Raw genomic sequence first — 24,551 nt, forward strand, 5'->3', positions numbered from 1 at the left:
GATTCGGTTGGTTCTGGTGCTCACGAACATGAACGGACCAGCTGCCTGGTGAGCTGTTAAGCGGCTGCCGAGCCGGACGGTGGGCCGTCGCCTGCCAGCAGCTCGGCTGCCCTCCCGGCCTGGCGGTCCGCGTCCTCGGGCAGGAAGCGGCTGGCCTTGCCGTTCCACGTCACGACCAGTTCGTCGCGAGCCCGGGTGGCGGCCACGAACAAAAGCGAGCGGGCCCGCTGCTGCTCTTGGCGGTACCGGGCCGGATTGGCCAGACGGAACGCCTCGATGCGTTGATGCGGCACAAGGCCTTCACTGACACCGGCCAGGAATACGCGCTGGAACTCCAGGCCCTTGAACCGGTGCATGGTGCCGATCCGCACCGTGTCGGTGTCACGCGGGCCGTCCCGGCCGATCTCGGCGGCCGGAATGAAGAACGGCGCGGAGGCCAGGGTGTAGGCGAGCTGGGTCACGGCTGCCTTGTCGGGGACGCTGACGGCCATGGCTGCGTAGGGAGTGCCGTAGCGGTCGTGTCGCTCCTTGAGCAGGGTGGCGACCGCCCGCATCTCCGTCTGCCAGTCCGGTGCGCGCCAGTACTGCGGAGCGAGCCCGGTGAGTACGGAGCGATACCCGTCCAGCGTGTCGGCCCCGTCGTCGAGGTCGTCGAATGCCTCGCCGTGCACCAGGCCGTGTGCGCTGCCGAGGATCTCCCGCGTGGTGCGGTAGTTGAGCGTCAGTCGCCTCGATGCCCGGCCCGGGGTGCTGATGCCGAACCTGCCCAGCACCACTTGGTGCGAGTAGATGCGCTGGTGTGCGTCACCCACCAGGAAGATGTCGTTCGGTCCCGGTGCCACCATCGCGCGCAGCATGCGCCAGTGCGATGCGGACAGGTCCTGCGCCTCGTCCACGATGACGTGCTGGTAGCGGGGCTTCAGCCACATGCCGCTGCCCGCCTCGCGGTGGATGACGTCGAGGCCGCCGTGTTCCGCCTTGTAACGGGCCTGCTCCGCAGACTTGGCCATGCGGCGCTCCTCGATCCGGGCCGCTTCGTCCGCGATGAGCGCGTACGTGGTCCGGCGCGGCGGCTGAGCCAGATGCGCCCGATACATTTCGACCAGCTGCCACACCTGCCGGCGCTCTTCACGCTGCAGCTTGCCCCGGCCCTTGCGTTCGGCTCGGAAGTACAGCCGGTCGTTTCCGCAGCCCTGGGCGAGGATGACGTGCTTGAATTCCGAGTCCAGGAACTCCGCGTCGTAGTCGAAGATTCCGGCCTCCGTGCACACGGTGTGCCAGAGGTTCAAGGCCTCCTCGTCGCCCAGCGGAGTACCGAGGACGGCAGTGGGCTGCTGCTCGACCACTTCGCGAGCCAGCTGGTCAACGGACTTGATGTCGACCCGGCTCAACAGCTCGTCACCGCCGAGGCGGTGGAGCCGGTCCTTCAGATCGGAGGCGAGGTTGGTGTTGTACGTCGTCAGAAGCACCGGGCGGGTCCTTCCCGGCGGCAGCTGCGCGACGAGGTGCCGGACCCGGTGCAGTGCGACGACGGTCTTGCCCGTGCCGGGGCCTCCCGTGACCTTGGCGGACCCCTTGAAGGAAGCCGTGGCCAGCCGCTGCTGTTCGGGGTGGAGGAACAGCCGCCAGGCGTCGAAAGTGTCGCCGAGAGCATCGAGGACCGCCGCGTCCTCCGTGCTGACCTGGGATACCGGCCGGCGCGCGGCCCTGGCCCAGTCGTGCGGATCGACGGCTTCCTCGGCCTGCCACTTGCTGGTGATGTGTTCGCGGACCGCGTCCGGCTCCATGCCGTCGTGCAGAGCCAGCAACACGTCGCGGGTGAGCCCGGGAAGGTTGTGGGACAGCAGCGCTTCCAGCTGTCGGCCGTCCGTGACCCGACGCAGCGTGGGGAGGAGGGAGGCGATGACTCCCAGGCCGACGAGTTCGGAGTCCGGGTAGCGGGCGAAGAGCGGGACGGACAGGGACCGTGGTGAGGGAACGGACCCGTCGGCGCCGTCGGCAGATGCGGCCGGGGCCTCCTCGTGCCCGCCGGCGTCAGGTTCCGGCCGTACCGGCAGAGCGACGACGTTGGCGCTGACCTCGCTCTGGTCGACGAGCTCGACGCCGCCCGAGACGGCGTTGATCTCCACGGTCAGTCGGGCCAGCTCGTCCCGGGCGGTCGCCCCGACGCGGACGGCGAGCAGGTTGAAGCGGTTTTCCTCCGTCTCCAGGAACAGGCCCATCCGGCTGCCGTCGAGCGTGGCGAGGTACAGCCGCCCGTTCGCCCCCGCCTCGCGCAGCGGAACGAGGCGCAGGGCGCGGTTGGAGCGGTCCGCCCGCAGCCTGCGGACGAAGTCGCCCACCGCGTTCTTCGTTGCCGGATCCAGGCGCCGCATGTCCTCGTTCGCCTGCGGCGCGACGGCGACCTGAGTCCTGACCGCACTGCTCATGTCCACTCCCTCCCTCTCCGACCAGGCCCGTTCTGCTAGCGCAGCAGGCCGGCCAGCCCTTCCTCGTCCCAGCCGTCGGGTGCCCGGACCTCCCACCCTGCTGCCGCGCACTCGGCCATGTACGCCGCGTCGTTCGCGTCTTCGCCCAGGACGATGGCGATCCGCCGGTCGGGCCAGGCGAGTTCGAGCGGTCGGGAGATTCCGTCGGCATCCCAGCCGGCCTCGGCCGGCCGCACATCGCCGCGCGCCGCGAGCGCCTGGGCCAGCGCGTCGATCGCCGGGTCGCCCATGTACGACAGCTCGCGCAGAACGAGCTCCCAGGCAGCCCTCTCGACCGCAGTTGGAGTTGCGGCTGCATTGGGGGCCGCTGCGGCGGACGAGGGCGGCGCCGCTTCCGGCTCCGCGGCCGGCGTGCCCGCTTCCTGCACCGGTCCTGCCGTCAGCAGCCCGGTACCGGGCAACTCCTCGCGGAGCGCGGTCAGGAGCCCGTCGGCCCGGACTGCCGTCGCTGCGAGCAGGCCGGCGTCGAACGCGTCCAGTCCGCTGCGGGCGAGCTGGAGGCCGTCGGCCCGGCCCGTCCCCGTCGGGTCCAGGAACTGGAGGATGTTCCCCCAGCTCAGCCAGGCCTTCCAGCGCCGTCGGTGTGCGGCGCCGTCACCACGTACGGACTCGTCGCGGTCGTCGAGCACGGCCAGGGCGCTCAGCCCCGCAGGCTGCACCCGAGTGTCGCCTATCAGGACGAAGGGCAGACCCGAGGAGTCCCGCACGGGGTAGAGCCGCAGCCCCTGACCGCTGACGCCGGGTGTGGCCTCGTCACGCAGCGCCGACTCGATCCAGGGCACGGCGGTCTTGAGGTCGGCGTCGACGACGTCCTCTCGCTGGGCCAGTTTCATCAGGCCACCCACGACGAGGCGTGCCAAGGCACGCCATCGCCCGAGGTCCGGATCGGCGAGGAACCCGAGCAGGGCCGGGATGGCACCGGTGTAGAGCCGGTCGATCTCGGCCGGATTCCGGGTCTTCTTCTCCCAGACGGCCCGGGCCTTCCCTCCCGGCGTGTTCTCGCCCTGAACTGGGTACGGCGGCCAGGCCGCCTGCGCCGAGGGGCCGGCCAGAGCGGGCAGCAGTGCCTTTACGCCGTCGTCGTCCTCGGTCGTGCCTCGTCCGGCCTGCGCCCGCAGTTCCTTCTCCCAGGCGATCACGTCGTCCCAGGTGATCTGCCAGACCAGTGTGCCGTCGGCGCGGAGACGGGCACGCTTGGCCGCGTCGCCGGCGATGCGGTTAGTGGCTGCCGAGGCGTGCCAGCGATATCCGTCCAGGTAGATCGCGACGGACATGGGCGGAGCGCCGTCGCTCGTCGTCTCACCTGCCATCGGGCGCAGCAGCAGGTCGGGCACGGTGCCCTGGGCGTACAGCGGTTTCTGGGCCACCGACTCCCAGCGGATCGGCGAGCCGTCACGCCGCCGCAGCGTGAACTGCTTGCCGTGCCGTCCGGTCGGTGTCTCCTCGTGGCCGACATCGGCCTGGTGGGCGGGATCGGCGAGCCAGCGGTCCAGGCAGTCGATGAAGCGCCGCTCCAGATCGCTCTGTGCCTGCTCGGCGAAGCGGATCCGGTCCTCTTCCTCGGCCGCTTCCCTCCCCGCCTGATCCTTGCGTACAGGGTGTACCGCCCAGCGGCTGCGGCCGTCCTCGCCCAGCATGTCGTCGAGCATCCACAGGGCCTCCTGCCGGTCCAGGAGCGGGTACTCCCGCTCCGGGGCGTAGCCGAGGAGGCACAGGTGGCAGGCGCGCCGCCGCCCGTCCTTGCAGGGGCAGTCCCGCAGATACGCCTGGGCTGCCGCCAGGACGGCCCGGAACTCCTCGCCCTCGCCCTCGACGAGCCGCTGGAGGTATCCCGTACCGCCCGGCAGGGAGTCGTACAGCACCAGGTAGTTCCGGGTCAGGCCGCTCTCCCGGTCCGGCTCCGTGCTCGGAGTGGAACGGATGTGCGCCGGATCCCCGCCGTAGCGCAGGGCCAGGCCCAGGTGCAGAGCGGCGGAGAACGAGGCCAGCCGCTCCGGCACGTGGAGGGTCGCCGCTTGCAGCAGGATCCGCAGCGCCTCCGTCTTGTGCTCGGTGGCGGTGATCACCCGCCGGTCCTCGGCGTGCACGGGCCGGTCCCGGCGCCGGGTGGGACACCAGGGCCGGTGGTGCGCCAGCTCCGGGCGCCCGGCCAGCGACTCGCTCAGCTCTTCCTGCACGGGGGCGTGCCCCGGCTCACGGTCCGACGCACCGCCGCACAGCGGGCAGACCACGAACGGGGTGACGCTGACCTCGGCCCCGGCGAAGTGCGTGTCCGGCCGCCGGGTCAGCTTGGCGGGACCCAGGTTGAACCGCCGGATCACGGCTTCACGCACGTGATCGACACCGAAGGTCGTACCCGCGTGCCGCCAGCTCTCCTTGATCGCGGCGGGATCGATGTCCACGGCCGTGGCCGTCGAGTAGTACCGCTGGTTGCGCGAGTCGTGGTCGTCGATGATCCGGGCGTCGTCCCGCTTGTCGCGCGAGGTGACCTTGCGGGGCACGATGACGTGGTGCAGGGCGGTCCGCCCGCCGATGCCGGGACCGGCGCAGCGCGGGCAGGGCGCGGTGTCCGTCTCCGCGTTCTTGGTGCGGACGTACCCGCATTCCTGGCAGACCCGCCATGCGACCACGGCCGAACGCTGGTCCTCCTCGCCCTCCTTCGGGCGCGGCCCCAGGTCGAAGCCGTCGATCTTGTGGCGGTAGCCGCGGACGTAGTACGAGTTGCCGGGGGCGAGCTCGGTGAGCGCCGATTCCGACGGCCGGTCGTACACCCGGTTCTCGGTACGCCACTGCGACTTCGGTGCCTCGTCGGACGTGTTCGCCCGGTTCCGGCGCGGCGGCTCCTTGCGGGTGAGGGCGGCCTCCAGCCGCACCCCGTCCTCCACCAGGCTGTAGTTCGGCAGCAGACCCCGCTCGACCAGGAACGCCTGGGCGCCGACCTGGGCGAACTCCTGCACCCGCTTACCGACCGCGGCCGCCTCGCGGGCGAGGTTGCGCTTCTCCCTCGCCTCGTCCTCGACGTTCTCGTGCAGCGCCTCCGCCGCCTCGTTGATCATGGCGCGGCGGTCGACCAGCTCGGCCCGCTCCGACTCCCAGGCGTCCTCGGCCTCCTGCAGGGCCTCGGCCAGACCCCCGTCCGCGTACCGGCGCAGCGCCTTGCGGGCATCGCGCGACACACCCGAGTCCGGCACTCCCCCGATCTCGGGGAACAGGTCCAGGAACTCGCCCACGAGATCCATCCGGCCCGTCACGGCCTGCTCGAACCGCCGCAACCAGCCGACGCGGCCGAACAGCGCCGTCACCCGGTCGGGCAGCGGCTGTACGCCCTCCAGCCGGCCGCGTGCGGCCAGGTCGAGCAGATGCGCCGTGTACTGGCGGCGCAGCAGCTCGCCCGCCGACAGGAAGCAGCCGGGGGGCAGGATGCGGCCCGCGATGAGCTGCCGCGGTTCGGAGAGGTGGTACAGCGCGCGCGGACTGGTGTCGGCGAGCGACACCATGAGGGCGTTGCCCGTCGACCGGCCGGCGCGGCCCACCCGCTGTACGTAACCGGCGGTGCTCGGCGGCAGCGAGGCCAGGATCACCGCCTCCAACTGCCCGATGTCGATGCCCAGTTCCAGGGTAGGCGTGCAGGAAAGCACGTTCGGGTCGGTGTGCCGGACACCCTGCCGGAACCCCTTCTCGACCTCCTCCCGCTCCTTGCGGGTCAGCACACCCGTGTGTTCGGCGGCGACCACGCTGTACGGGCCGGCCTCGCGGTACAGGCGGCGGTAGTAGTCCGACCGGTAGTCCCGCGCGGCCCGCCCCGCGGCCTGCGCCGAGGGTACGGCGAGCTCGCCCGCGCAGCCCTTGAGCGGGCACGGCAGCCCCTGCCACACCTCGACCCGCTCCGGCGGAACGGTCTGCGTCCAGCCGCACTCCGGGCAGGCGAGGGCCGCGTGCGCCGTCTGCTCGTCACTGAGCGGCCGCACCCGGACGTGGCCGGGGGTGAGCCCGTACACGCCGTGGCCCTTGTTGTTGCCGCCGGCCTTGTTCTCGCCGGTACGCCGGTACGCGAGCGCCCCGATCTCGCGGTCCGCCAGCCGAGGCAGCAGCTCGGCCAGGTACCCCGCCGCCAGCGCGCGGTCCATGCCCAGACAGCGCTCGGCGAAGTCGGTGTACCAGCTCTCCTTGGTGTCGACCCGCTCGAAGTCGGTACGCCCCGAACGCGCTCCGGACAACACGAACGCGGGAGCGTCCGAGTTCCGGCCGAAGGCCTGCATGCCCTCGGGGCGCCCGGTCCAGATCGTGTAGCGGCTGCGCCCCTCGCCCTCGATGAACTTGTCCAGCCACGCGTGCTGAACGCCTCCGCTCACGCGCAGGTGTTCCAGCAGGCCGCGTACGAACCCCTCGAAGCGGCGCAGCCGTTCGGGCCCGGAGGCCGGGAGTGCCGGCTTCGGGGCCGGTGCGAGTTCGTCCTCGTCGCCATCCACCGCCGGGAGTTCGTCCTGCGGGTCCACGGGCAGCTGCCGCCGCAGGTGCTCCTCGTACAGTCCTTCGGCCGTCCTCGCCGCTCGTTCCGGATCCGGGAGGTACACCTCCGCGGCCACCGTACGCGTGAGCTCCAGGGTGCGGCCCTGCCGGGAGTTCAGCCCGAACTCCAGCAGGGTGTTGAAGGCCAGACGCTCGCCGACCAGGTCCCAAGTGCCCTTGGGTAGGCGCTTTTTGCCGGCCAGTAGCCGCTTCACCCGGTCGACGTCGTGCAGATCCGGCGGCACGACGGAGGCCAGGAGCTTCTCCTTGTCGACGGAGGCCCGGCGCACCAGAGCCGCGATCAGCTCATTGAGCGGTACGCCGTCCTTGTCGAAGCCGGGAACCTCCGCGGAGCGTTCCGCCAACTGCTCGTGCACGAGCGCGCGCAACGAGAACTTCCATGCCCGGCTCGCCACGAAGCCCGCCCGGTGCGCGGCGTCCTGCACCGAGTCGTTGAAGATCAGGGTCTTGCGCCGGTCACTGCCCTCGTCGTCCTTCTTCGGCAGCTCGCCACCGGTGAACAGCTGGGTGACCGCCACGGAGGCGAGGGGGGCCACACCGGCACCGAGGAAGCGGATGCCCTGGGCCTGGCCACAGGCGGGGCACCGGTCCTGCTTCGCGTAGTCGTCCTGGTCGGCGTTGTCGAACCAGGCCTTGACGAAGACCCCGTTCTTCGGGGCCTCGGCGATCTGCCCGTCGGCGAGGAATACCTCGTCCGGGTCGACGCGCCGCAGCGTCTCGCCGTTGTCCTCCAGCACCAGCACAGTGGCCTCGTGGGTTGCCGAGCGGCGCCCGCGCCGCAGGCTGCGTGCCAGGGCCCGCCGGGCCTGCTCGGCTGCCTCGGCCTGCGTGGCGGTGATCAGCGCACGCACCCGCGCCTTGCCAGCGCCGCCGCCCGCACTGAGCCGGTAGATGTCGTCGGGGGCCGTCACGAGGGAGGACGGGTTGCGTTCGGGGCATACGGCGGACCAGCCGGAGCGCCCGCAGTGCCGGCAGTACGCAGACGGCAGCCGCCCCGAGCGTGCTGCCTTCCGGCGCCGCTCCTCCTGGGCGGCCGACGCCACCGCGGTGGCTGCGGCCTGGTCGGCGTCCGACCAGGAGAACACCGGCGTCGGCGAGACGAACCGCAGCACGCGAGACAGGGACCGCACCCACAGGTGCGTCTCGATCAACAGGAGCGGCCGGTCCTGGCCCGTGGGTGCATCAGGAGCACGGGCCACCGAGATCAGGGCGATGAACCGGGCCAGTGCTCCGGCGGCGGTCTTCGGGTCCTGGGCCGCCGCGACGCACCACGCGGAGGTGGCCGGGAAGGAGCCCAGCAGCTCCTCGGCGGTCAGCGGCTGGTCCACGTCGGCGCCCAGCAGCTGGTGCGTGAGGGGGTGCGCGAGCAGCCGCCGTCCGAGCTCGCGGGGGTCGGAGGTGTCGCAGCCGAGAACGGCGCGTGCGATGTCGTCCAGGCCGTGGTCGGCGGGGGCAGGCTCGGGGAGAGCCGCGAGTTCGGCGGGGGAGGGGAGCGGCAGGGTCAGATCAACGGGGGCGAGGAAGGAGTTCAGGTCGCGCCGGTCTTCCCCGATGACGGAGTCGTCGGGGAAGCGCGTACCGAACACCTGTGAAGCCACGTCCAGCATGGCGCGCGGCCCGGAGCCTCCCTGTACCTGCTTGTCGGCTGCCACGGGTGCCTCGCCGAGGGTCGCGGAGGTCGCGACGGGGCAGATCGAGCCGAGCGGGCGCCCGTCTTCGGAGGCTCCGACCACCTTGCCGAGACGGCGCAGCAGCATGGCGACATCCGTGCCCTGGGCGCCGTCGTAGGTGTGGAACTCGTCGATCACGATGTACGCGAGGTCCGCGTCGGCCCACAAGGGGGCGTCCTGCTGCCGCTGGAGGAGGAGGTCCAGCATTTTGTAGTTGGTGATCAGGATGTCCGGCGGATTGCGCCGTATCTCGGCTCGCTCGACCATGACCCGCCCGTACGGCGAGCCGTTCGCGGTGGAGCTGGCCTCACCGATGTAGAGGCCGGCGGTGACGTCGGCCAGCCGCTCGTCCTCCAGGAGCTTGCCGAGCCGGTCGGCCTGGTCCCCCGCGAGGGCGTTCATCGGATAGAGGAGGACGGCCTTGATGCCGGGCTTGCCGGCGGCCTTGGCGCGACGGCAGTGGTCGACGACGGGGACGAGGAAGGACTCCGTCTTGCCGGATCCGGTACCGGTGGTGACCAGCGTCGGCTGCGGGACGTGCCCGCCCTTGGTGGTCAGGCGCGCGAAAGCCTCAGCCTGGTGCGCGTACGGCCAGAAATCGTCCTTGTACCAGTCGAGGTGCTGCTGCCAGCCGTCCTCGGCGGCCCGGAAGGGCCGCCGGATCCGGAGGTAGGGGCCGCGGAAGAGCCCGTCGGCGGGGTCGGTGAGGAAGTCGGTGAGTGCCTGTTGGGTGGCGGGTTCGGCCAGCGCGAAGGTCGTGGTCAGATACTCGACCGTGGTCTCGCGCAGTGCCTGCGCGGCGAGTGTGGGTCTCATGGCTCGCCGGCCCTCCCGTAGATCCTGCTCACGACTCGTGCTCACTGATCGCGACGACGATCTCGACCACTCTACGTGCGCGCTCCGACAGGCGGGCCGGAATCAGCCGATGAGGGCTGGTGGGAGGGGGTACGGGCGTTCAGAGCGCGGATGACACCGGTGTCTTCGTCGCCTCGTACTCCGCCCAGACGATCTTTCCGGGCCCTCCTTCGGGGCGGTAGCCCCAGTCCCAGCGGGAAGCGAGGGCGGCGACGATGTTCAGGCCACGGCCGTGCTCGGCGAGCGCGGTGTCGTGGATCTGGGTGGGGAGCCGTTCGGCGCGGGTGTCGGTGACCTCGACGCGGAGCGTGGTAGGGGTGACCGCCTTCAGGTCGAGCCGGAAGTCCCGGCCGGGTACGTGGCCGTGCTGGATGGCGTTGGCGCAGAGCTCGGCGACGAGCAGGGTCACGTCGGCGTGGGCGGTGCTGTCGTACGGGTACCCCCACGAGTCGAGACGTACGGAAGCCAGCCGCCGGGCGAGGCGGGCACCGCGCGGGGTGGAGCTGAACCGCATGCTGAAGTGCTGGGTGGGGTTGCTGAGTTGCGGGGCTGCCGTCGAGGCGGCGGGTTGTTCCATCATGCGGACAACGCTTCCGGTGGTGGCGTAGCGTGACCAGTGGTGACGCACTGACGCGGACTGCTTGTACGTGGTGGTGCGTGAGGTGTACGCGGGGCAGCGCGCGGCGTGGTGGACAGGCGGTGGCTGGTGGAAGACGCCCTGGGTGTAGACGAGACGGACGGCGGCGAGGGCCCGCGCCCGGAGGACGAACCCGGGACGGGGATCGTCGCCGCGTTCGGGAGGCAGCTGAAGCTGGTCCGGGTGGCGGCGGGGGTTGAGAGAGCCGAGCTGGGCGCGCGGCTCGGCTACTCGGCGTCGAGCATCTCCTCGTACGAACAGGGGCGCCGGATCCCGCCGCCGCGGTTCATCGACCGGGCGGATGAGGAGCTGGGTGCGGGCGGTGTCCTGAAGGTGCTGAAGGAGGAGGTGGCGCGGGCGCAGTACCCGGCGTTCTTCCGCGATGCAGCGCGGTTGGAGGCGAAGGCCCTGGCGCTCAGCGTGTACGCGGCCATCGCCGTGCCGGGGCTGCTCCAGACAGAGGACTACGCGCGGGCCGTGTTCCGGATGCAGCGGCCCCTGCTGGACGACGACCTCATTGAACAACGTGTGTCGGCCCGCTTGGCGCGGCAGGAGATCTACGATCGGCGTCCGGCTCCGCTCCTCAGCTTCGTGGTCGAGGAGTTCGTGCTGCGCAGGCCCATTGGCGGGCGAGAGGTTCTGCTCGGGCAACTGGAACAGATCCTACTCCTGGGGCAGAAGCGCAACGTGGAGATCCAGGTCATGCCAGTGGACAGGGAGGATCACGCTGGCCTCGGTGGCCCGTTCAACCTGATCGACACTGCGGACGGGCAGCGCATCGCCTACACGGAAGTGCAGGACGACAGCCGCATGTACACGGCTCGAGCCAAGATCCACGAGCTTGAATCCCGTTATGGCATCATCCGGTCTCAGGCGCTCACCCCGCGTGAGTCGGCGGAGTTCATCGAGAAGCTGCTGGGAGAGAGATGACTGTTCAACCCAACAGATCCGTGGTTCCGGAGTCGGCCTGGTTCAAGAGCAGTTACAGCGGTGGTGGCGGCGGCGAGTGCGTGGAAGTCGCGACCACCGACGGCTCCGTGCACGTCCGTGACTCGAAGACCTTGGCTGGCCCGATTGTAAGAGTGTCACCGAAGGCGTGGTCCGGCCTGGTCGCCCTGGCCGTTGCCCACGACGCCTGATCGGTACCCGAACACGGGAGCCCTGCTGTCTGCACCAGGCGGCAGGGCTCCCGCGCGTTTGCTACTTCTCTGCCCCCGCTGGCGGCTCGGTGTCCCCGGGCTCCCAGCCGGCCGCCCGCAGCCGCCGAGTGAACTCCGCGTGCGCGGCCCGCATCTCCTTCACCCGATCCGCCCGGTAGAGCGGCCCTTCATAGCTGTCGGGCACGTTCGCTTCGAGCGGGAAGTTCTCGTGCGAGCTGAGCTGCTTCCAGGCGTCCTTGGGCTGGCCGTAGCCGTGCACCTGGTGCGCCTTGGTGATCCGCCGCCCGGTCGCGTCGAACCACATGTTCTCTTCGTACTGCTGGAGCACGGGGAACCGGGACCGGTACATGGCGACGAGCTCATCGGCACTAATCCCTAGCCACACGGCCACCAGCGCGTCGATCTCAACGAGGGCTGCTCGTCGTTCGAACTCAGCGCGCAGCGGTGTTTCACGGGTCCAGGTAGAGTCGACAGTCCGGCCGATTCCATCAATTGTGAATGGAATGCCAGAGAATGTCCACCTGTCATTCAGCCATGAGGGTTTGAACAGGTCGGCCCAAAGTTGTGCGTAGCTTCTACTCTGGCAATTTAGGCGGAGCGTGCGCAATAGAAGTGCAGGGGTTAGTGGATGGCCATCGCTCGGGACCGGTAGGTAGGATGCTTCTCCGATTCGCAGATGGCGGATGTTGTTGGCTCGGACGTAGTAATCACTCGGCAACGCTGACCAGAACCCTGCAACAAGGGTCGTTTGCGTGTCGTTTTCGAGCGCCATCGTGTTCACAAGGTCTACGTGAGTGGGGCCGGGTGGAACGATGCAAACCATAAGGCTACGTTCCGTCTCGGGTGGAATCATAACGCGCCACGCGGCGCGATAGAACTCCGAATAGGGGCGTCTGTCGGTGTCATCCGGCAGCTTATTCGAGCCCGATGGATTCGTAATTGGTTCGGCAATCCTGTTGTTGTCAGGCCACTTATCTTGCGACGCGAGGAAAGCCGCGGCCGTGCCTCGGCGTCGATAGCTAGTGCGTGGTAGGGCATTTTCATCCAGGCTTACGTGATCCCATGCCTCAAGGTCGGTGGGCGTGCGTGCCCCTTCGATGGGTTGTTTGGCAAATGGGGTAGAGATGCCGAAGAAGGGTGCCTGGAGGATTACGTCTCCCCAGCCGTCAACCGGCCCGGAGTCCCAAGCGAAGTATCCTGCTGTTCGGTCGTTCTTTTCGTGAAAGCCTGAGCTGATGCGAGGGTTGAGCGCCTCTAGGCGGTGACGCCACTTGGCCAGTGTGGAGATGGCGGACTCCTCGGACCTCGTTACGGGGAAGAGGACCTTGGACTCCTCTACAGGAGTTGAGTCGTCGCGCCCAGCCAACTCGTGCCATGCGGTCAGTGTTTCTACATCCACAACCATCAGTCGACTATTGTGTGGACGCGTGTCCCATTCCCCGCTGTGCTTGATGCCTGGCTCCGTGCCCTCGCCGCTGTGCTGCAGGGAGTGAGTTAGCGTGAGTGGGTGAAAGAGCCAGTTGATGTGTTGGAACTTGATCTGACGTGAGCGCCCGTAGATGTTCATGCTGAAGTGGGTGGTGTGTCCTACAGGTGAGGCGAAGAGCATCTTTGCGTTGCTGAAGTCAGCGTGCAGCCTCAGGTGGCGGTATGTGGATCTCCGAAGTGGCCCTTCCTTGGCTCCCGTCAGGTGCGTGGCTGGATGGATCAAGCCCGCAAGCCCTCGCTCTCCGCCAGCCCGCCACGCAGTGATCATGAACGCCCTGTAGAGGTCGGGCTGCGTACCGACCAGTTCTGGGTAGTTGTCGACAGATGCCAGGAAGCTGGACATCGCCGCTGAGTCGGCCAGCTCACCCATGAATGCCAACCGAGAGTCCGTTCGCACCAGCACTGCCGTCTTGTGCTCGGCCCATGCCTGATTGCTCGGCTTTTCTGCCAGTTCGAACCACGGTTCGAACTCGGCGAGGACGCCGCCTTCCTTCCACTCCTGCTTGACCCACGGCGGGTTACCCACCATCAGGTCGAAGCCGCCCTCCGCGAAAATGTGGGCGAAGTTCAGCTCCCAGTGGAAGAAGCCGCGATCTTTGGCGATCCGTACAGCCGTGCCGTGCCAGGGGAAGAGGTCGCCCAGGCTGAGGGGGGCGACCCAGCCTGAGAGCTCGGTCATTTTGTCGTCGAGGGACCGTTCGAACTCGTCCAGTCCCTTGAGCCCGTTGACCTTCGGGATCTCGAACAGCGAGCCGGTGTCCTTGCCCGGGTCCACGTCCACGCGGCCGACGACGGATTCCGCGAACTCGATCCAGTCGTCCAGCGAGCTCAGGGCTACCTTCCGGTCGCGGCCGCCCTTCTTGATCTTCTTCAGGTCCTGGTCGCCGTTGAAGTAGTCAGGCGCCGAACCGTCCAGCAGAGCCGCTTCCTCCAGGGGCCAGAACCACAGCGCGCACCACGCGTCCATGACCTGCTTCAGCCGCCAGTACGGGCTGCCCTCAACCTGGAGGGCCTGCCTGACCGTCTCGCGGTCCATCACCGGCGTGGAACGGTCAGCATCGGCCGGCATGCCCCAGACCGGGATGTCGCGGGAGATCTCCTGCTCCGACAGCTCCAGCCGCAGCTTGACCAGGTCCCACAGGTATTCCACCCGCTCGGCGAGTGCCCGGAGGCGGCCCGTCTCGGTGCGGCCGTCGCCGGGATCCTGGACCTCGGGCTGCTTCGCTGACCGCTTGGCAGGTGCCACTGGCTCCGACGGGACTTCGAGGCCGGGCTGTTCCCAGATGTCCAGGCCCAGGTCGAAAGAGGCCTGGCCGGTCCGGGTCTCCTTGGCGAGGGCCGATGCCTGGGTGGTGGGGGCCTTTGTACTAGGAGCCTTCTTCCCGCCCTTCGGGGCTCGGCGGATGCCCGAGCGCCACTTCTTCATCGCCTCGATGAGCTCGGGCTCCAGCCAGTCCGCCACGGAGCCGGCCACCACGCTCTGGCCGGTGCCCTTCCGTACCGAGACCGAGTCACCGACCGAGCCCCATCCCAGCGCCGGCAGCAGGAACTGGTGCACCGGCCGGTGCACGCCCGTCCCCGTCAGCTTCTCCGACAGGGGGACCGCCTTCGGGGCCTGCTGGGCCGAGGCCTTGAGCCAGCCGCCCTCGCCCAGAGTCTTGCCCGGGTAGACCTTCCGCGCGGCCCCGATCAGGGAGTTGCCCCGGTGCAGGTGCAGCCCGTACCAAGGCGCCCGCATGCCCGGGTACATGGTGTTGAGCCAGAGCGAGATCTCCGCCAGCTCCACCGCCGTCTTGTTGAGGTCGACCCCGTACGCGTTGTGCAGCGCGATGTACGCCTTGACCTTCTGGAGTTCGCGCGGGTACTCCTCCGGGTCGATCTGCTCGTCGGCCTCGTGCTGCGCCAGCTTCAGGTACAGCTCCGCCAGCTGGTTGACGGCCTCGTTCAGGAACGCGCCCGAGCCGAGTGCCGGCTCGCACACGCGCCAGCGCAGGACCTCGGCCGCCGTGACGTCCGACTTCTCCGGTTCGTGCGGGTCGACCTTCCCGTCGTCGTCCAGCCGGAAACGGAGCGTCTGCTCGACCGTCGCCTGGGTCAGGGACTCCGGCGTGTAGTACGAGGCACTGGTCTGCCGGTCCCGCCCCGCCAGCCGGTAGACGTACGAGCCCACCGGGTGGATGACGGAATCCGGTACGCCCGTCTCCGGGTTGATGTCCTTGGTCTTGACGAAGACGCTGTCGCCCGGGGTGTCCGCGTACAGACCCGACCGCACCTGGTTCGCGGTGATCAGCCAGGAGCCGCCCTCCGGGTTGCCGCCCTTGGCGACCTCGTACAGCGGCTCGGTGGCGATGAAACCGGTGTACGACATCAGGCCCTCGTACACCGCGCCCAGGTGGTTGATGCTGAGGTTGGCGTAGCTGATGAAGCCACCACGGCTCTTGCCGCGGCCCTCGACCAGGGTGAGGTTGCGCAGCACCTGGTGCAGCACCTTGTTGCGCAGGCGCAGGTCCAGCGGCTGGGAAGGGGCCGGGGAGCCGTCCGGGCGGACCGGGTCGGGGTAGTCGATCTTCTGGCCGACCAGCCCTATCGAGGCCGGGTCGAACAGCCGGGACCGCAGGGCCTCGATGCGGATGCCCTCGTAGCCGTCGTCCTCGACCAGCTCCGGTGCTTCCTCCCGCAGGGCGTTGCGGCTGGTGACCGTGTTCGCCACCGGGTGCCCCGTGAACACCTTCTCGAAGAGCAGGGCCAGCGAATCGTGGAAGTGGAACCGGTCCCGGGAGGTGCTGCTCAGCTTCTCCTGGACGACGAGCTCGCGCAGCCGGGCCACGCTGTACCCGGTCGCGTACTCCTCGCTCTTCACCGGCAGGATGCTCAGCTCCGGCCGGGCCTCCGCGTACAGGAGGAACAGGATCCGGTACAGGTACCGGAGCGACTCCTCCGTCAGGAGGCGGGGGAGGTCGCCGGGCTCCTTCAGGGTCTCCGGCAGCCACTCCTGGAGGTCTTCCGGGTGGACGCCGTGTTCCTCGCGGGCCCGCCGCAGGACCTCGTTCGCGATCAGCTGGACCGACTTCTGCAGGCCTACCCGCAGCTCGGCCGTCACGCCCACCGAGTGGTCACGGGACTCCGCGACGAGCTTGGCGATCTCGTCGTCCGAGCCGTCTTCCTTCGGCCGGAGCGACGTGGCCGCGAAGATCGCCGCGATCAGGTCGATCTCGTTGGCCTTCGTACCCTTGCCGGCCTTGCGGGGCAGGGCCGTGTCCAGGTTCACCGCGAGGTAGCGGCCGCGGGAGAAGGCCTGGCTGTCGGCCAGGATCAGTACGCCGCCGAAGAGCAGCAGCGCGTACCGGGGCGCGTTCTCCGCGTTCAGCAGCCAGGAGGCCAGCTCGCGCACGGTGGTCAGCGTCTTCGTGGCGGACACCCGGACGGGCGCCGGCAGGCGGTTGGCGTGACCGTCGCCCCGGGTGGCGTCCAGGTCCTCGGCGAAGCCGCCGGTCAGGACCACGATGCCGGGCTCGGAGTGGGCCACGGGAGCGGCGACCGGGCCGGTCGGGGTGTGGGCGGTGAAGTGCCCCGGCTGCGGGGTGAAGCCCAGGGCCTTCAGCAGGCCCTGGTGCCAGCCGGTCAGGGCCGCCCGCCACTCGCCCTCGGGGGAGGTGTCCGCCTCACCCTCGACCGCGGCCGGGAGAGGCTGGAAGGCGGGCGGCACCGTCTCCGCTGGAAGTGCTTTGAGCAGCGCCGCGGCCTGCTCCTGCGCGTCGACGGCTCGCGCGTACAGCAGGGAGTTGTACTTTTCGGCGTCCGGCCCGAGGACCGCCCGTACGTCCATGTAGGGGCGGGTCAGGTCGCGCAGGTTCTGCCGGGGCGTGGCCTGGCCCTGACGCTCCAGGGCCATCCATTCCTTCAGCGGGCCGCTCGCGAGCTGCTTGGGCAGGATGTCGTCCAGGTAGAACGAGGGGAAGTACTCGCTCTCGTTGATCAGGGAGTCGAACGTCACGCCTGCTGCTCCTGCTCGCTGTTCTTCGGGGTGGGGCCCTGCCGGGGGCTGCGATGGTCGAGGCGTACGGTCACATGCCTGGTCACGTGCCCGGCTCCAGTACGGCCAGCACCCGGACCATCGGGTCGCCTGCGGTACGCATGCGGGCGGCGGCTGCGGCCAGGGCCTCGGCGGCCTTGTCGCGGGCCGTCTTGCCGCCGGTGAAGCCGAAGAGGGCATCCTGCTGCCAGTCGCCGACACGCTTCTCGTACGCGCGCAGCGGAGCGTCGACTTCCTGGTCGGCGAGCTTCCGCAGGTGTCCCAGCGTGCGGCGGGTCTCCGCCACGGCCGTGGGGACCAGGGTCTGGAGGGCCGCGCGGTCGCCCGGCTGGTAGTGGTCCGGCATGTCGGGACCGATGCCCAGTTCGGCCAGGAGCTCCGGGGTGAGTTCGCGGGTCCGCGGCTCCGGGGTGTCGAGCTGGTCGACGGCGAGCCAGGCGACCAGGGTCGGGCGGCCTTCCGCGTTCGACCACACGCCCTGCGTGAGGACCACCGGGACAGGCGCGCCCTTCGGGTCGACCTGGATGATCGGGGCCTGCTGCCGGCCGAGCTGAACCAGCACCTTGTCGGTGATCCACTCCACGACGGGGTGGAGTTCGCCCACGTAGTGGGCGTCCGGCCAGAGCGAGGAGGAACCGGAGTCCTCGCGGGCCCGCTTGAGGGACTCCGCCGCGTCCTTGCGGCTGAAGGTCAGCTTCATGCGGCGGGTGATGTTCTGGTCGCGCAGATAGCCGGGCGGCAGGACGTCGAGCCGGTCGGCCAGGTCCTCGGGCGTGTCGAAGCTGAGGTCGGTACCCGAGATGGTGGTGTTCAGGCGGAAGGACTCCAGCTCGGCGAGCTCGGCCAGACCGGCGAGCACGTACTCGTGGCGGTTGCGTTCCGCGGACGGGTCGAACAGCCGCAGTTCCTCAACGGTGGGGATGTCGGAGGCCCGGTCGGGCTGTGCGGTTTCACCGTCCGGTTCAGGGGCGGGTGCCTCGGCGGCGGACCCGTAGTCGTCGAGGTCGATGTCGAAGTCATCGTCCAGGTCGAAGTCCTCGAAGTCCTCGGATGCTGCGAAGTCTTCGGCGACCGGGGAAGGCCCCGTACCGAACTCGCTCATCGTCTGCCGCTCCACCGGGAGTTCGGCAGCGAGGCCGAGGCCGAGGCCGTCCGCCCCGTCGAGGGCGTCCACCGCGACGGCCTCAAGCTCCGCCACCGCCTCCTCGGGGGTGGCGTGGCGCAGCAGCGCCTCCATGACCCGGCGCTCCTCCTTGGCTCCGTCGTTCTCCTTGGTCGCCGCCTCGACCGCGCCGAGCACCTCGTGGACCTTCGCCTCACGGGCGAGGACCTTCTCGGCGACGGTCCGGTCGTCGAGGGCTCCCTCGACGGCACTGGTGAGGATCAGGGCGCGGAACTCGGGTGGCCGGGTCTGTCCGTACCGGTCGATGCGACCGTTGCGCTGCTCGACGCGGATCAGGCTCCACGGGAGGTCCCAGTGGACGAGGTGGTGGCACTGGCGGTGCAGGTTGACGCCCTCGGAGGCGCCGTCACCCGTCAACAGGACCCGGACGTCGCTGCCCGCACGCGCGAACTCGTCGACGTAGTCCATCTGCACGGTGTCGGAGATCTCGCTGTGCATGACCTTGACGGCGGCCGCCGCGTCCTCGTCGCGCTTCCAGCCCAGCAGCGGGGGAAGGACGCGGCCGAGCCAGTTGAGGGTCTCGCGGCGCTCGGAGAAGACGACCGCGCGGGTGGCGCTTCCGGGCTTGACGCCGATCTCGCGGAGCTCGGCCACGAGGCCAGCGAGCTTGGAGGTCGCGCCCAGGCCCGTGGCCGACGCCTGTTCGATCTCGCGGGCGAGTTCGGTGAGGCGGATCAGGGAAGTGACCTCAGCCGGGGCTGTTGCCTGGGCCGTGTCATGGCCAGGCAGCGGCGGGTCGGTGACCTCTTTGTGCCCCGCGGGCAGGGCGTGGCCCAGAGTGGCGAGCTTTGCGCGGGCGCTGGCGAAGAGCGCGCGGTGCGAGGAGAGGAAGGACTTGAGCAGGACGTACGGGAAGAGGTGGTCGGCATCCTGCGTCTGAGGATTGCTGAGCCATGTGTGTGCCAGCTCGGCGAAGACCCGCTCCTCCAGCTCTCCCGCCGTGCAGGGGATGGGGCGTGACTCACCGCGCGGGGCCCAGGAGCCTTCGAGGGCCTTGGCGACCTCCTCGCTCCGCTTCGTCCTGCGCAGCATGAGGTGGTGGAGCTCGGATGCCTCGGGCTTGTTCGGGTCCTTGACCGCCATGGGGTCGAGGAGCCGGATCAGACTGGTGAACGCGCGCATTTCACCGTTGTGCGGCGTCGCACTGGCGAGAACCAGGGCGTCCGTGTGCTCGGCGAGCAGATTGGCGAGGATGCGCCGGTCGCTGCCCTGGTTGATCAGGTTGTGCGACTCGTCGATCACGACGGCGTCCCACCCGATGTTCTTCAGCCACGGACCGTAGCGCTTGGCGTTCTTGAGCGTGTCCATCGAGATGATCACGCGCTTGTAGTACGTGAACGGGTTCCGGCCGACGGGGATCTTCCGCTCGATGCGCGAGACGCCCACGCTGTCGAGGCGCACCAGCGGAAGCGAGAAGCGCGTCCACATCTCGTGCTGGAACTGCTCCAGGACGGGAGCCGGCGTGACGACGAGGATGCGCTCGCCGCGGCCCCGGCGGATGAGCTCGCCGAGCAGAATGCCGATCTCCAGGGTCTTGCCGAGGCCGACGACGTCGCCGATCAGCAGCCGCGGGCGCAGGCGGTTCTCGAGGGCCTTCGCGGCGGGGCGCAGCTGGTAGTCCATGCGGTCCAGCAGGAACCCGTCGGTCAGGGCGAGCCCGCGCTCGATCTGGGGGAGGGGGGTCTTGCGCAGCGCGGCCTCCAGGAAGAGCCGGCTGCGGCGGAAACCGGGGGACGGATCGTGATCGATCCAGGTGTCCTCGGGACGCAGGACGCGGGGCGGGCCGTCGAGCGAGGTGAGGAAGCGTGCCTCGTGCCCGCGTACCAGCTCGGACGCACCGATGGCCTCGATGAGGATCTCACCGGGGCGGACCAGACGGCTGCTGCGGACCAGCCACTCCTCGTCGCGGACCTCGATCACCGTGCCTGCCGGGGGCGGGCCTGAGGTGAGACCGGGCGCTGCGTCGGGCATGGAGGGCGTTCCTTTCGGCGAACTGCTGTGCCCGCCGGATGTGGGCGGGCCGTTCTCTATTGTCGGTGCAGGAGAGGTGGAGGTTCGGCTGTTCAGAGGCTGCCGCTGTGGGCGTACGCCTTACGCAGACGCTCGGCGGCTTTGGCCGCAGCGGGCGGGACCGAGGGGCCGGCGTCACCGGGGGCATGCGGTGGCGTCGGTTGGGGCGGCGCCAGCGGGTAGCTTGTGACGGAGTCAGGGTCACCCGGGGCGGGCGCAGGGCCGGGGAGCGGGTGGGCCTGCGGGTCGAGCACGGTGGGCACGTAGTCCGCGGGGGCGGCAGGAAGAGGCTCCTCCGCGGGAAGCTCGATGTCCGCGATCTCCTCGTCGAGGAACTCATCGAAGAGGTCGGGCTCATGGGCGGCCCACGGGCTGTCCGGATCGGCACCTTCATCGACGGCTTGCTGGGCAGCCTGCTGGAGCTCCGGGTCCGCCTCGTTGCCGCGGGCACGCTCCGGCAGTTCGGGAATCAGCCCCGACCCGGCGACCAGGGTGCGGAGCTCCTCGGCTGCCGCCTCGACGGTCCGGCCATGCACGGCAAGCAGTTGGATCAGTTCGCTCTCGATCTCGGTGAGAGTGGGACGCTGGGTTGGCACCAGCGCAAGGAGCCGGGCAAGGAGTGGGCGGTAGTCCGGCGGCACTCCCTCCCAGCTCGGGGCCAGCCCGGTCGGGCCGTAGGGGTAGGGGGAGCGGTCGGCAGCGGCGAAGAAGAGGACCGCTCCCAGGGCGAAGATGTCCGACGGCGCCTCCACGTGCTTGGCATCCTGCGTCTGCTCCGGCGACATGTAGGAAACGGTGCCGAATCGGGCGCCGGTCTTGGTGAGCGCCGCACCGCCGTCGCGCTCGGTCAGCACCGCGAGACCGAAGTCGAGGACGACGGGACCGTCCGGGCCCAGGGCGATATTGCCCGGCTTGAGGTCGCGGTGGAGCAGCTTCACCTCGTGGATGGCGCGCAGGGCATCGACGAGCGCGAGACCGAGCGCTGCATACGGCCCCACCTCGAGAGGGCCGCAGCTGTGGACGACCTTGTGGAGGGTCGGCCCGTGCACGTAGTCCATCGCCAGCCAGGGTTGGGCGGCCTGCGGGTCGGCCGCGATCAGCGCGGGTACGCGCGCGCTCGCGACGGTGCGCATCGTCTGTACCTCCTGCGCGAAGCGCGCCCGGGCCTCCTGTTCCGAGTTCTCGGTGCTGTCCCGCAGCTTCGACGGCTTGATCACTTTTACGGCAGCGAGTACGGGTTCGGCCTCACCGTCCGTGACCGACAAGTGGTAGGCCGTCTCCTGCTCGGGGGCGAGGTTGACCAGCTTCAGCTTGCGGGCGAGATACGTGCGGCCCATGCCGCCCTGGCCGAGCACCGCAAGGAGCTCGAACGGCCCGAGCACGGCCGGATCCGTCTCATGGTTCAGCTCGTACATTGCGCTTCGTCCCCACCCGTATCGAACCTGGGATCCCATCGGCTGTGTGGACGGGTCCGGTGTGGTCGAGGTCCCCGAACGACGGCGATCACAGCTTGTGGGCCAGTTTACGCAGTGTGCCCACAAGATCAGCAGGATCTGGTCAGGTCCGTGCAAGGGCATGGGGCCCGTCTCACCCCAAGGGGTGGGGTGCTTTTGGCTCTGTCGATCACGGGCGTGGTGCAAGCTCGAGGCCAGGCCCATTCCGATGCCCCACGACCTGGGGCGCGTGGCGATTTCCGGAGCCGGTCGAGAAGGGCACCGGACGTGCAAGTCTCGCCGGCCCACCGGGTACCGGACGGTGTACGCGGTGCAGGTGCCGGAGCTCCCATAGCCCCGCCACCGCAATGCACCGCGCACTCCGGCGTAGACCGCCGTGGCGGTCGCGGCAGTCCGTGCCTCGTCAAAGTGAGCGTGTCGTCCTCGGCCGCGTGGGCATCGCCGGGTTCGGTACGCGACGGTTGAAGACCCACACTCCCTGCGAGTACGTGGCCCCCAGTACGCGTCCCGCGTCGCGGAGCCAGGGGTTCGCCCTTTGGAACGGTGCGAAGTTGTCGTTGGAGATGATCACCCCGCCGACTTCCTCGGCAATGCTGATCACCAAGGCGTCACCCCGGCCCTCGGTCCCTGCCGGAGGCTGGACGACCTTGCCGTCGGCGATCGCGGCTTCCACTCGGGGACGTTCCTCTGCGGACACGTCGTGGCGCAGCGTGGCATCGACCACCACGTGAATGTCACGGCCCTGATGCTTGAACTGTAGGGATCGGATCGCGGCCTCCAGGGCCGCAAAGCTCGGCCTGCCGCCGGCAGCGCGCGGAGGCCGACCGTTCCAGGCGAGATTGGAGCCGTCCACGACGAGCGCAGGCGCGCCAGGATCTGCGGTCCGGGGTGCGGACCGCGGGGGAGTGGGCTTGGGAGTGCCGCCCGTCCAGCCCTCCGGGCCGCCCTGCCGCGGAGGCGGCGGCACGGTGGCCGGACGGCCCGGTGTGGCGAGGTTGATCAGGCGGTTGAGCTCGTTCTGTACCTCGGGCAGGACGTTCCCGTCCCCGAACACCTTCACCTCTCCGTCGAGAACTACCTCGCCGGTCTTCTGGAGAGTCGCCCTGACGGTCAGCAGGCCTTCCTTGCTGTACGTGTACTCCAGGTCGAAGACCCCGTCTTCGGCCTTGCCGCGCTGTGGGTACCTGAGGACGAGATCCGTCAGCTTCACGTTGTCGGGGTGGTCGACCTCACGGTCCGGGTCACCCTCCCAGACTTCCACGGTCAGCTCGGAGACGTTGTCCCTGGTCGGCTCGTAGGATTTCACGCGCTGCTGCGGCAGACGCTGGTTCCGGTCGATGAGGGCACTGAAGTTCCGCCTGCCCTCGCGGTCCTTGGTGATGGTGCCGAGGGCATGCGTGTTGACCACGCGAATGATGCTCTTCAGCTCGCCGTCCATGGCCGCTGCCGTGATGGCCGCTCCTTCGGCCACCGCGGTCATGGGATCGCACAGCGCGGTATCGACGAGTTCGCAGTCCAGTGCCTCCGACACCGCCGCACGTACGGCCGGGATCTGGCTGCTTCCGCCGATCATCAGGACCGCGGTGAGGTCGCGCGGGTCGATCCGAGCCTGCTCCAGACATTCCTCGACCGGGTCGAGCGCTCGGCTGATGAGGTCCTGTATGGCTTCGGCGAACTCGTCCTGTCCGATCGCGACGATGACCCCGTCGGGGGTTTGAATGTCGACCGACTCCTGGTGGGAGAGAAGGATTTTGGCCCGCTCGATGTCGAGGGCGAACATCCGCTGTTCCGAGGCGCTCCACTGACCCCGTGCGGGGGCCTGCTGGAGGACCAGGCGACGCAGCCGGGCGTCGATCTCCAGACCACCGAGGCGGTTGACGCCCCGGCTCGCCTTTTCGTCGAAGAAGCCGTCGTCGTGCAGCAGCAGGGTGGCGTCCATGGTGCCGCCACCCCAGTCGAAGACCAGGAACTCGCCGTCGATTTCCATCTCGTGTGCGTAGGCGATGGCCGCGGCTGTTGGTTCGTTCAGCAGGGTGCGGACCGAAATCCCGGCGGCACGCGCGGCCTCACGCGTCCGGAAGCGGGCGGCTCCGGTCGCGTTGGCCGGAACGGTGATGACGGCTTCGCGGATCTCGGTGGCAGCTTCCTCCTCCGCGGCACCTGTGATGGCGTGGAAGACACCGGCAGCGGCCGTGGTGGCTGCGAACCGCTGTCCGCCGAGGCTGACGAAGGGTTCCTCGCGCAGCATCCGCTTGCACGCTTCGACGGCCTGCTCGGAGCGCAGCTTGGCCTCCCAGCCGAACAGTGTGCCCGGACGCAACGAGCTGGTTCCCACGACCGACGGGTAGAGCAGCTCGAACCCCTTCCGTCGCCAGTTGGCATCGAGCCCCTGTCCGCCGATCTCCAGTACCTCGACGTACTCGCCGTTCCACTGGGCGGCTACCGAGTTGGTGGTCCCGAAGTCGATTCCTGTCGCTGTCATGCCTCTTCCCCCCCATTGACACCCGCGGGGGCGGCGACGCGCCGCAGTTGTCCCGCGAGAACGACCTTCCCGGTCAGCTCGTCGACGTATGCCGGGCTCAGCAGTTCGAAGGTGTCTCCCTCACCCTCGGTCACCACGAAGCGGTCGCTCTCTTCGGGCTCCGTCACTCGGAGCAGTCGAAGTTCGCGCAGGTGAGTGGACATAGCGCTCTCGACGGCTTCGCTGCTGCCCCCGGCCCGGGAACGGAGCAGTGCATCGATCTCGGCGAGGCGGCCGGTGAACTGGGCACGCGTGCGGAACTCGTCCAGGACCGCCCTGCGCACGGCGGCGGCAAGGGCGCTGGACGAAGACATCTCGCCGATCCCGGCGGCCTCCAGGGCGTCGGGCAGTCGACTCGTCACTCCCTTGATCACTGTCATCGGGTCGATCGGTTCGGGAACAACTGGAGTGCCGGCGACGCCGGTCGACTGGGCCGGAAGCTCGGAGCTCCGTTCTCGATGACGCCTCAAGCCCCTGGGTTTGTGCGGTGCTTCCTTCTTGCTCGTGCCGGGTTGCGTCTG

Annotated in this window: 10 protein-coding genes; 2 read left to right on the plus strand and 8 right to left on the minus strand. The window is 69.3% G+C overall.

The genetic code is table 11. The features are described from left to right. Positions 1 to 56: 56 nt before the first annotated feature. From OG624_RS30085 to OG624_RS30095, 3 genes are all read right to left on the minus strand, one after another. Entirely contained in the window at positions 57 to 2,429 is a 2,373-nt protein-coding gene (locus OG624_RS30085; RefSeq protein WP_371640012.1) for a UvrD-helicase domain-containing protein, read from the minus strand. Positions 2,430 to 2,464: 35 nt separating this feature from the next. After that, a complete protein-coding gene (locus OG624_RS30090; RefSeq protein ID WP_371640013.1) occupies positions 2,465 to 9,505 on the minus strand; it encodes a DEAD/DEAH box helicase in 7,041 nt (2,346 codons plus the stop codon). A gap of 139 nt (positions 9,506 to 9,644) precedes the next feature. Next, a complete protein-coding gene (locus tag OG624_RS30095) occupies positions 9,645 to 10,124 on the minus strand; it encodes an ATP-binding protein (protein ID WP_371640014.1) in 480 nt (159 codons plus the stop codon). 123 nt (positions 10,125 to 10,247) lie between these two features. Here OG624_RS30095 and OG624_RS30100 point away from each other — a divergent pair, with 123 nt between their 5' ends. Continuing rightward, complete coding sequence (locus OG624_RS30100) at positions 10,248 to 11,111, plus strand: helix-turn-helix domain-containing protein (RefSeq protein WP_371640886.1); 864 nt, start codon at positions 10,248 to 10,250, stop codon at positions 11,109 to 11,111. Further along, positions 11,108 to 11,320: a DUF397 domain-containing protein gene (locus OG624_RS30105; RefSeq protein WP_371640015.1), complete on the plus strand. Its 213-nt coding sequence runs from the start codon at positions 11,108 to 11,110 to the stop codon at positions 11,318 to 11,320. Before OG624_RS30100 ends, OG624_RS30105 begins: the two co-directional genes overlap by 4 nt. A 61-nt stretch (positions 11,321 to 11,381) precedes the next feature. On the opposite strand, the gene OG624_RS30110 is transcribed toward OG624_RS30105, so the two are convergent. The 5 genes from OG624_RS30110 to OG624_RS30130 form a co-directional block, all read right to left on the minus strand. Further along, the gene (locus OG624_RS30110) at positions 11,382 to 16,823 is read right to left on the minus strand and encodes an Eco57I restriction-modification methylase domain-containing protein (RefSeq protein WP_371640016.1); all 5,442 of its coding nucleotides are present in this window, start codon (positions 16,821 to 16,823) and stop codon (positions 11,382 to 11,384) included. An 82-nt stretch (positions 16,824 to 16,905) separates the two neighbouring features. Next, positions 16,906 to 20,016: an SNF2-related protein gene (locus OG624_RS30115; protein ID WP_371640018.1), complete on the minus strand. Its 3,111-nt coding sequence runs from the start codon at positions 20,014 to 20,016 to the stop codon at positions 16,906 to 16,908. Positions 20,017 to 20,108: 92 nt separating this feature from the next. After that, positions 20,109 to 21,470: a serine/threonine-protein kinase gene (locus OG624_RS30120; RefSeq protein WP_371640019.1), complete on the minus strand. Its 1,362-nt coding sequence runs from the start codon at positions 21,468 to 21,470 to the stop codon at positions 20,109 to 20,111. A gap of 442 nt (positions 21,471 to 21,912) precedes the next feature. Continuing rightward, the gene (locus tag OG624_RS30125) at positions 21,913 to 23,991 is read right to left on the minus strand and encodes an Hsp70 family protein (protein WP_371640020.1); all 2,079 of its coding nucleotides are present in this window, start codon (positions 23,989 to 23,991) and stop codon (positions 21,913 to 21,915) included. After that, positions 23,988 to 24,410, minus strand: a complete 423-nt coding sequence (locus tag OG624_RS30130) for a hypothetical protein (RefSeq protein WP_371640021.1) — start codon at positions 24,408 to 24,410, stop codon at positions 23,988 to 23,990. Before OG624_RS30130 ends, OG624_RS30125 begins: the two co-directional genes overlap by 4 nt. Between the last annotated feature and the right edge of the window lie 141 nt (positions 24,411 to 24,551).

Source organism: Streptomyces virginiae (assembly GCF_041432505.1).
Classification (GTDB): Bacteria; Actinomycetota; Actinomycetes; order Streptomycetales; family Streptomycetaceae; genus Streptomyces; species Streptomyces virginiae_A.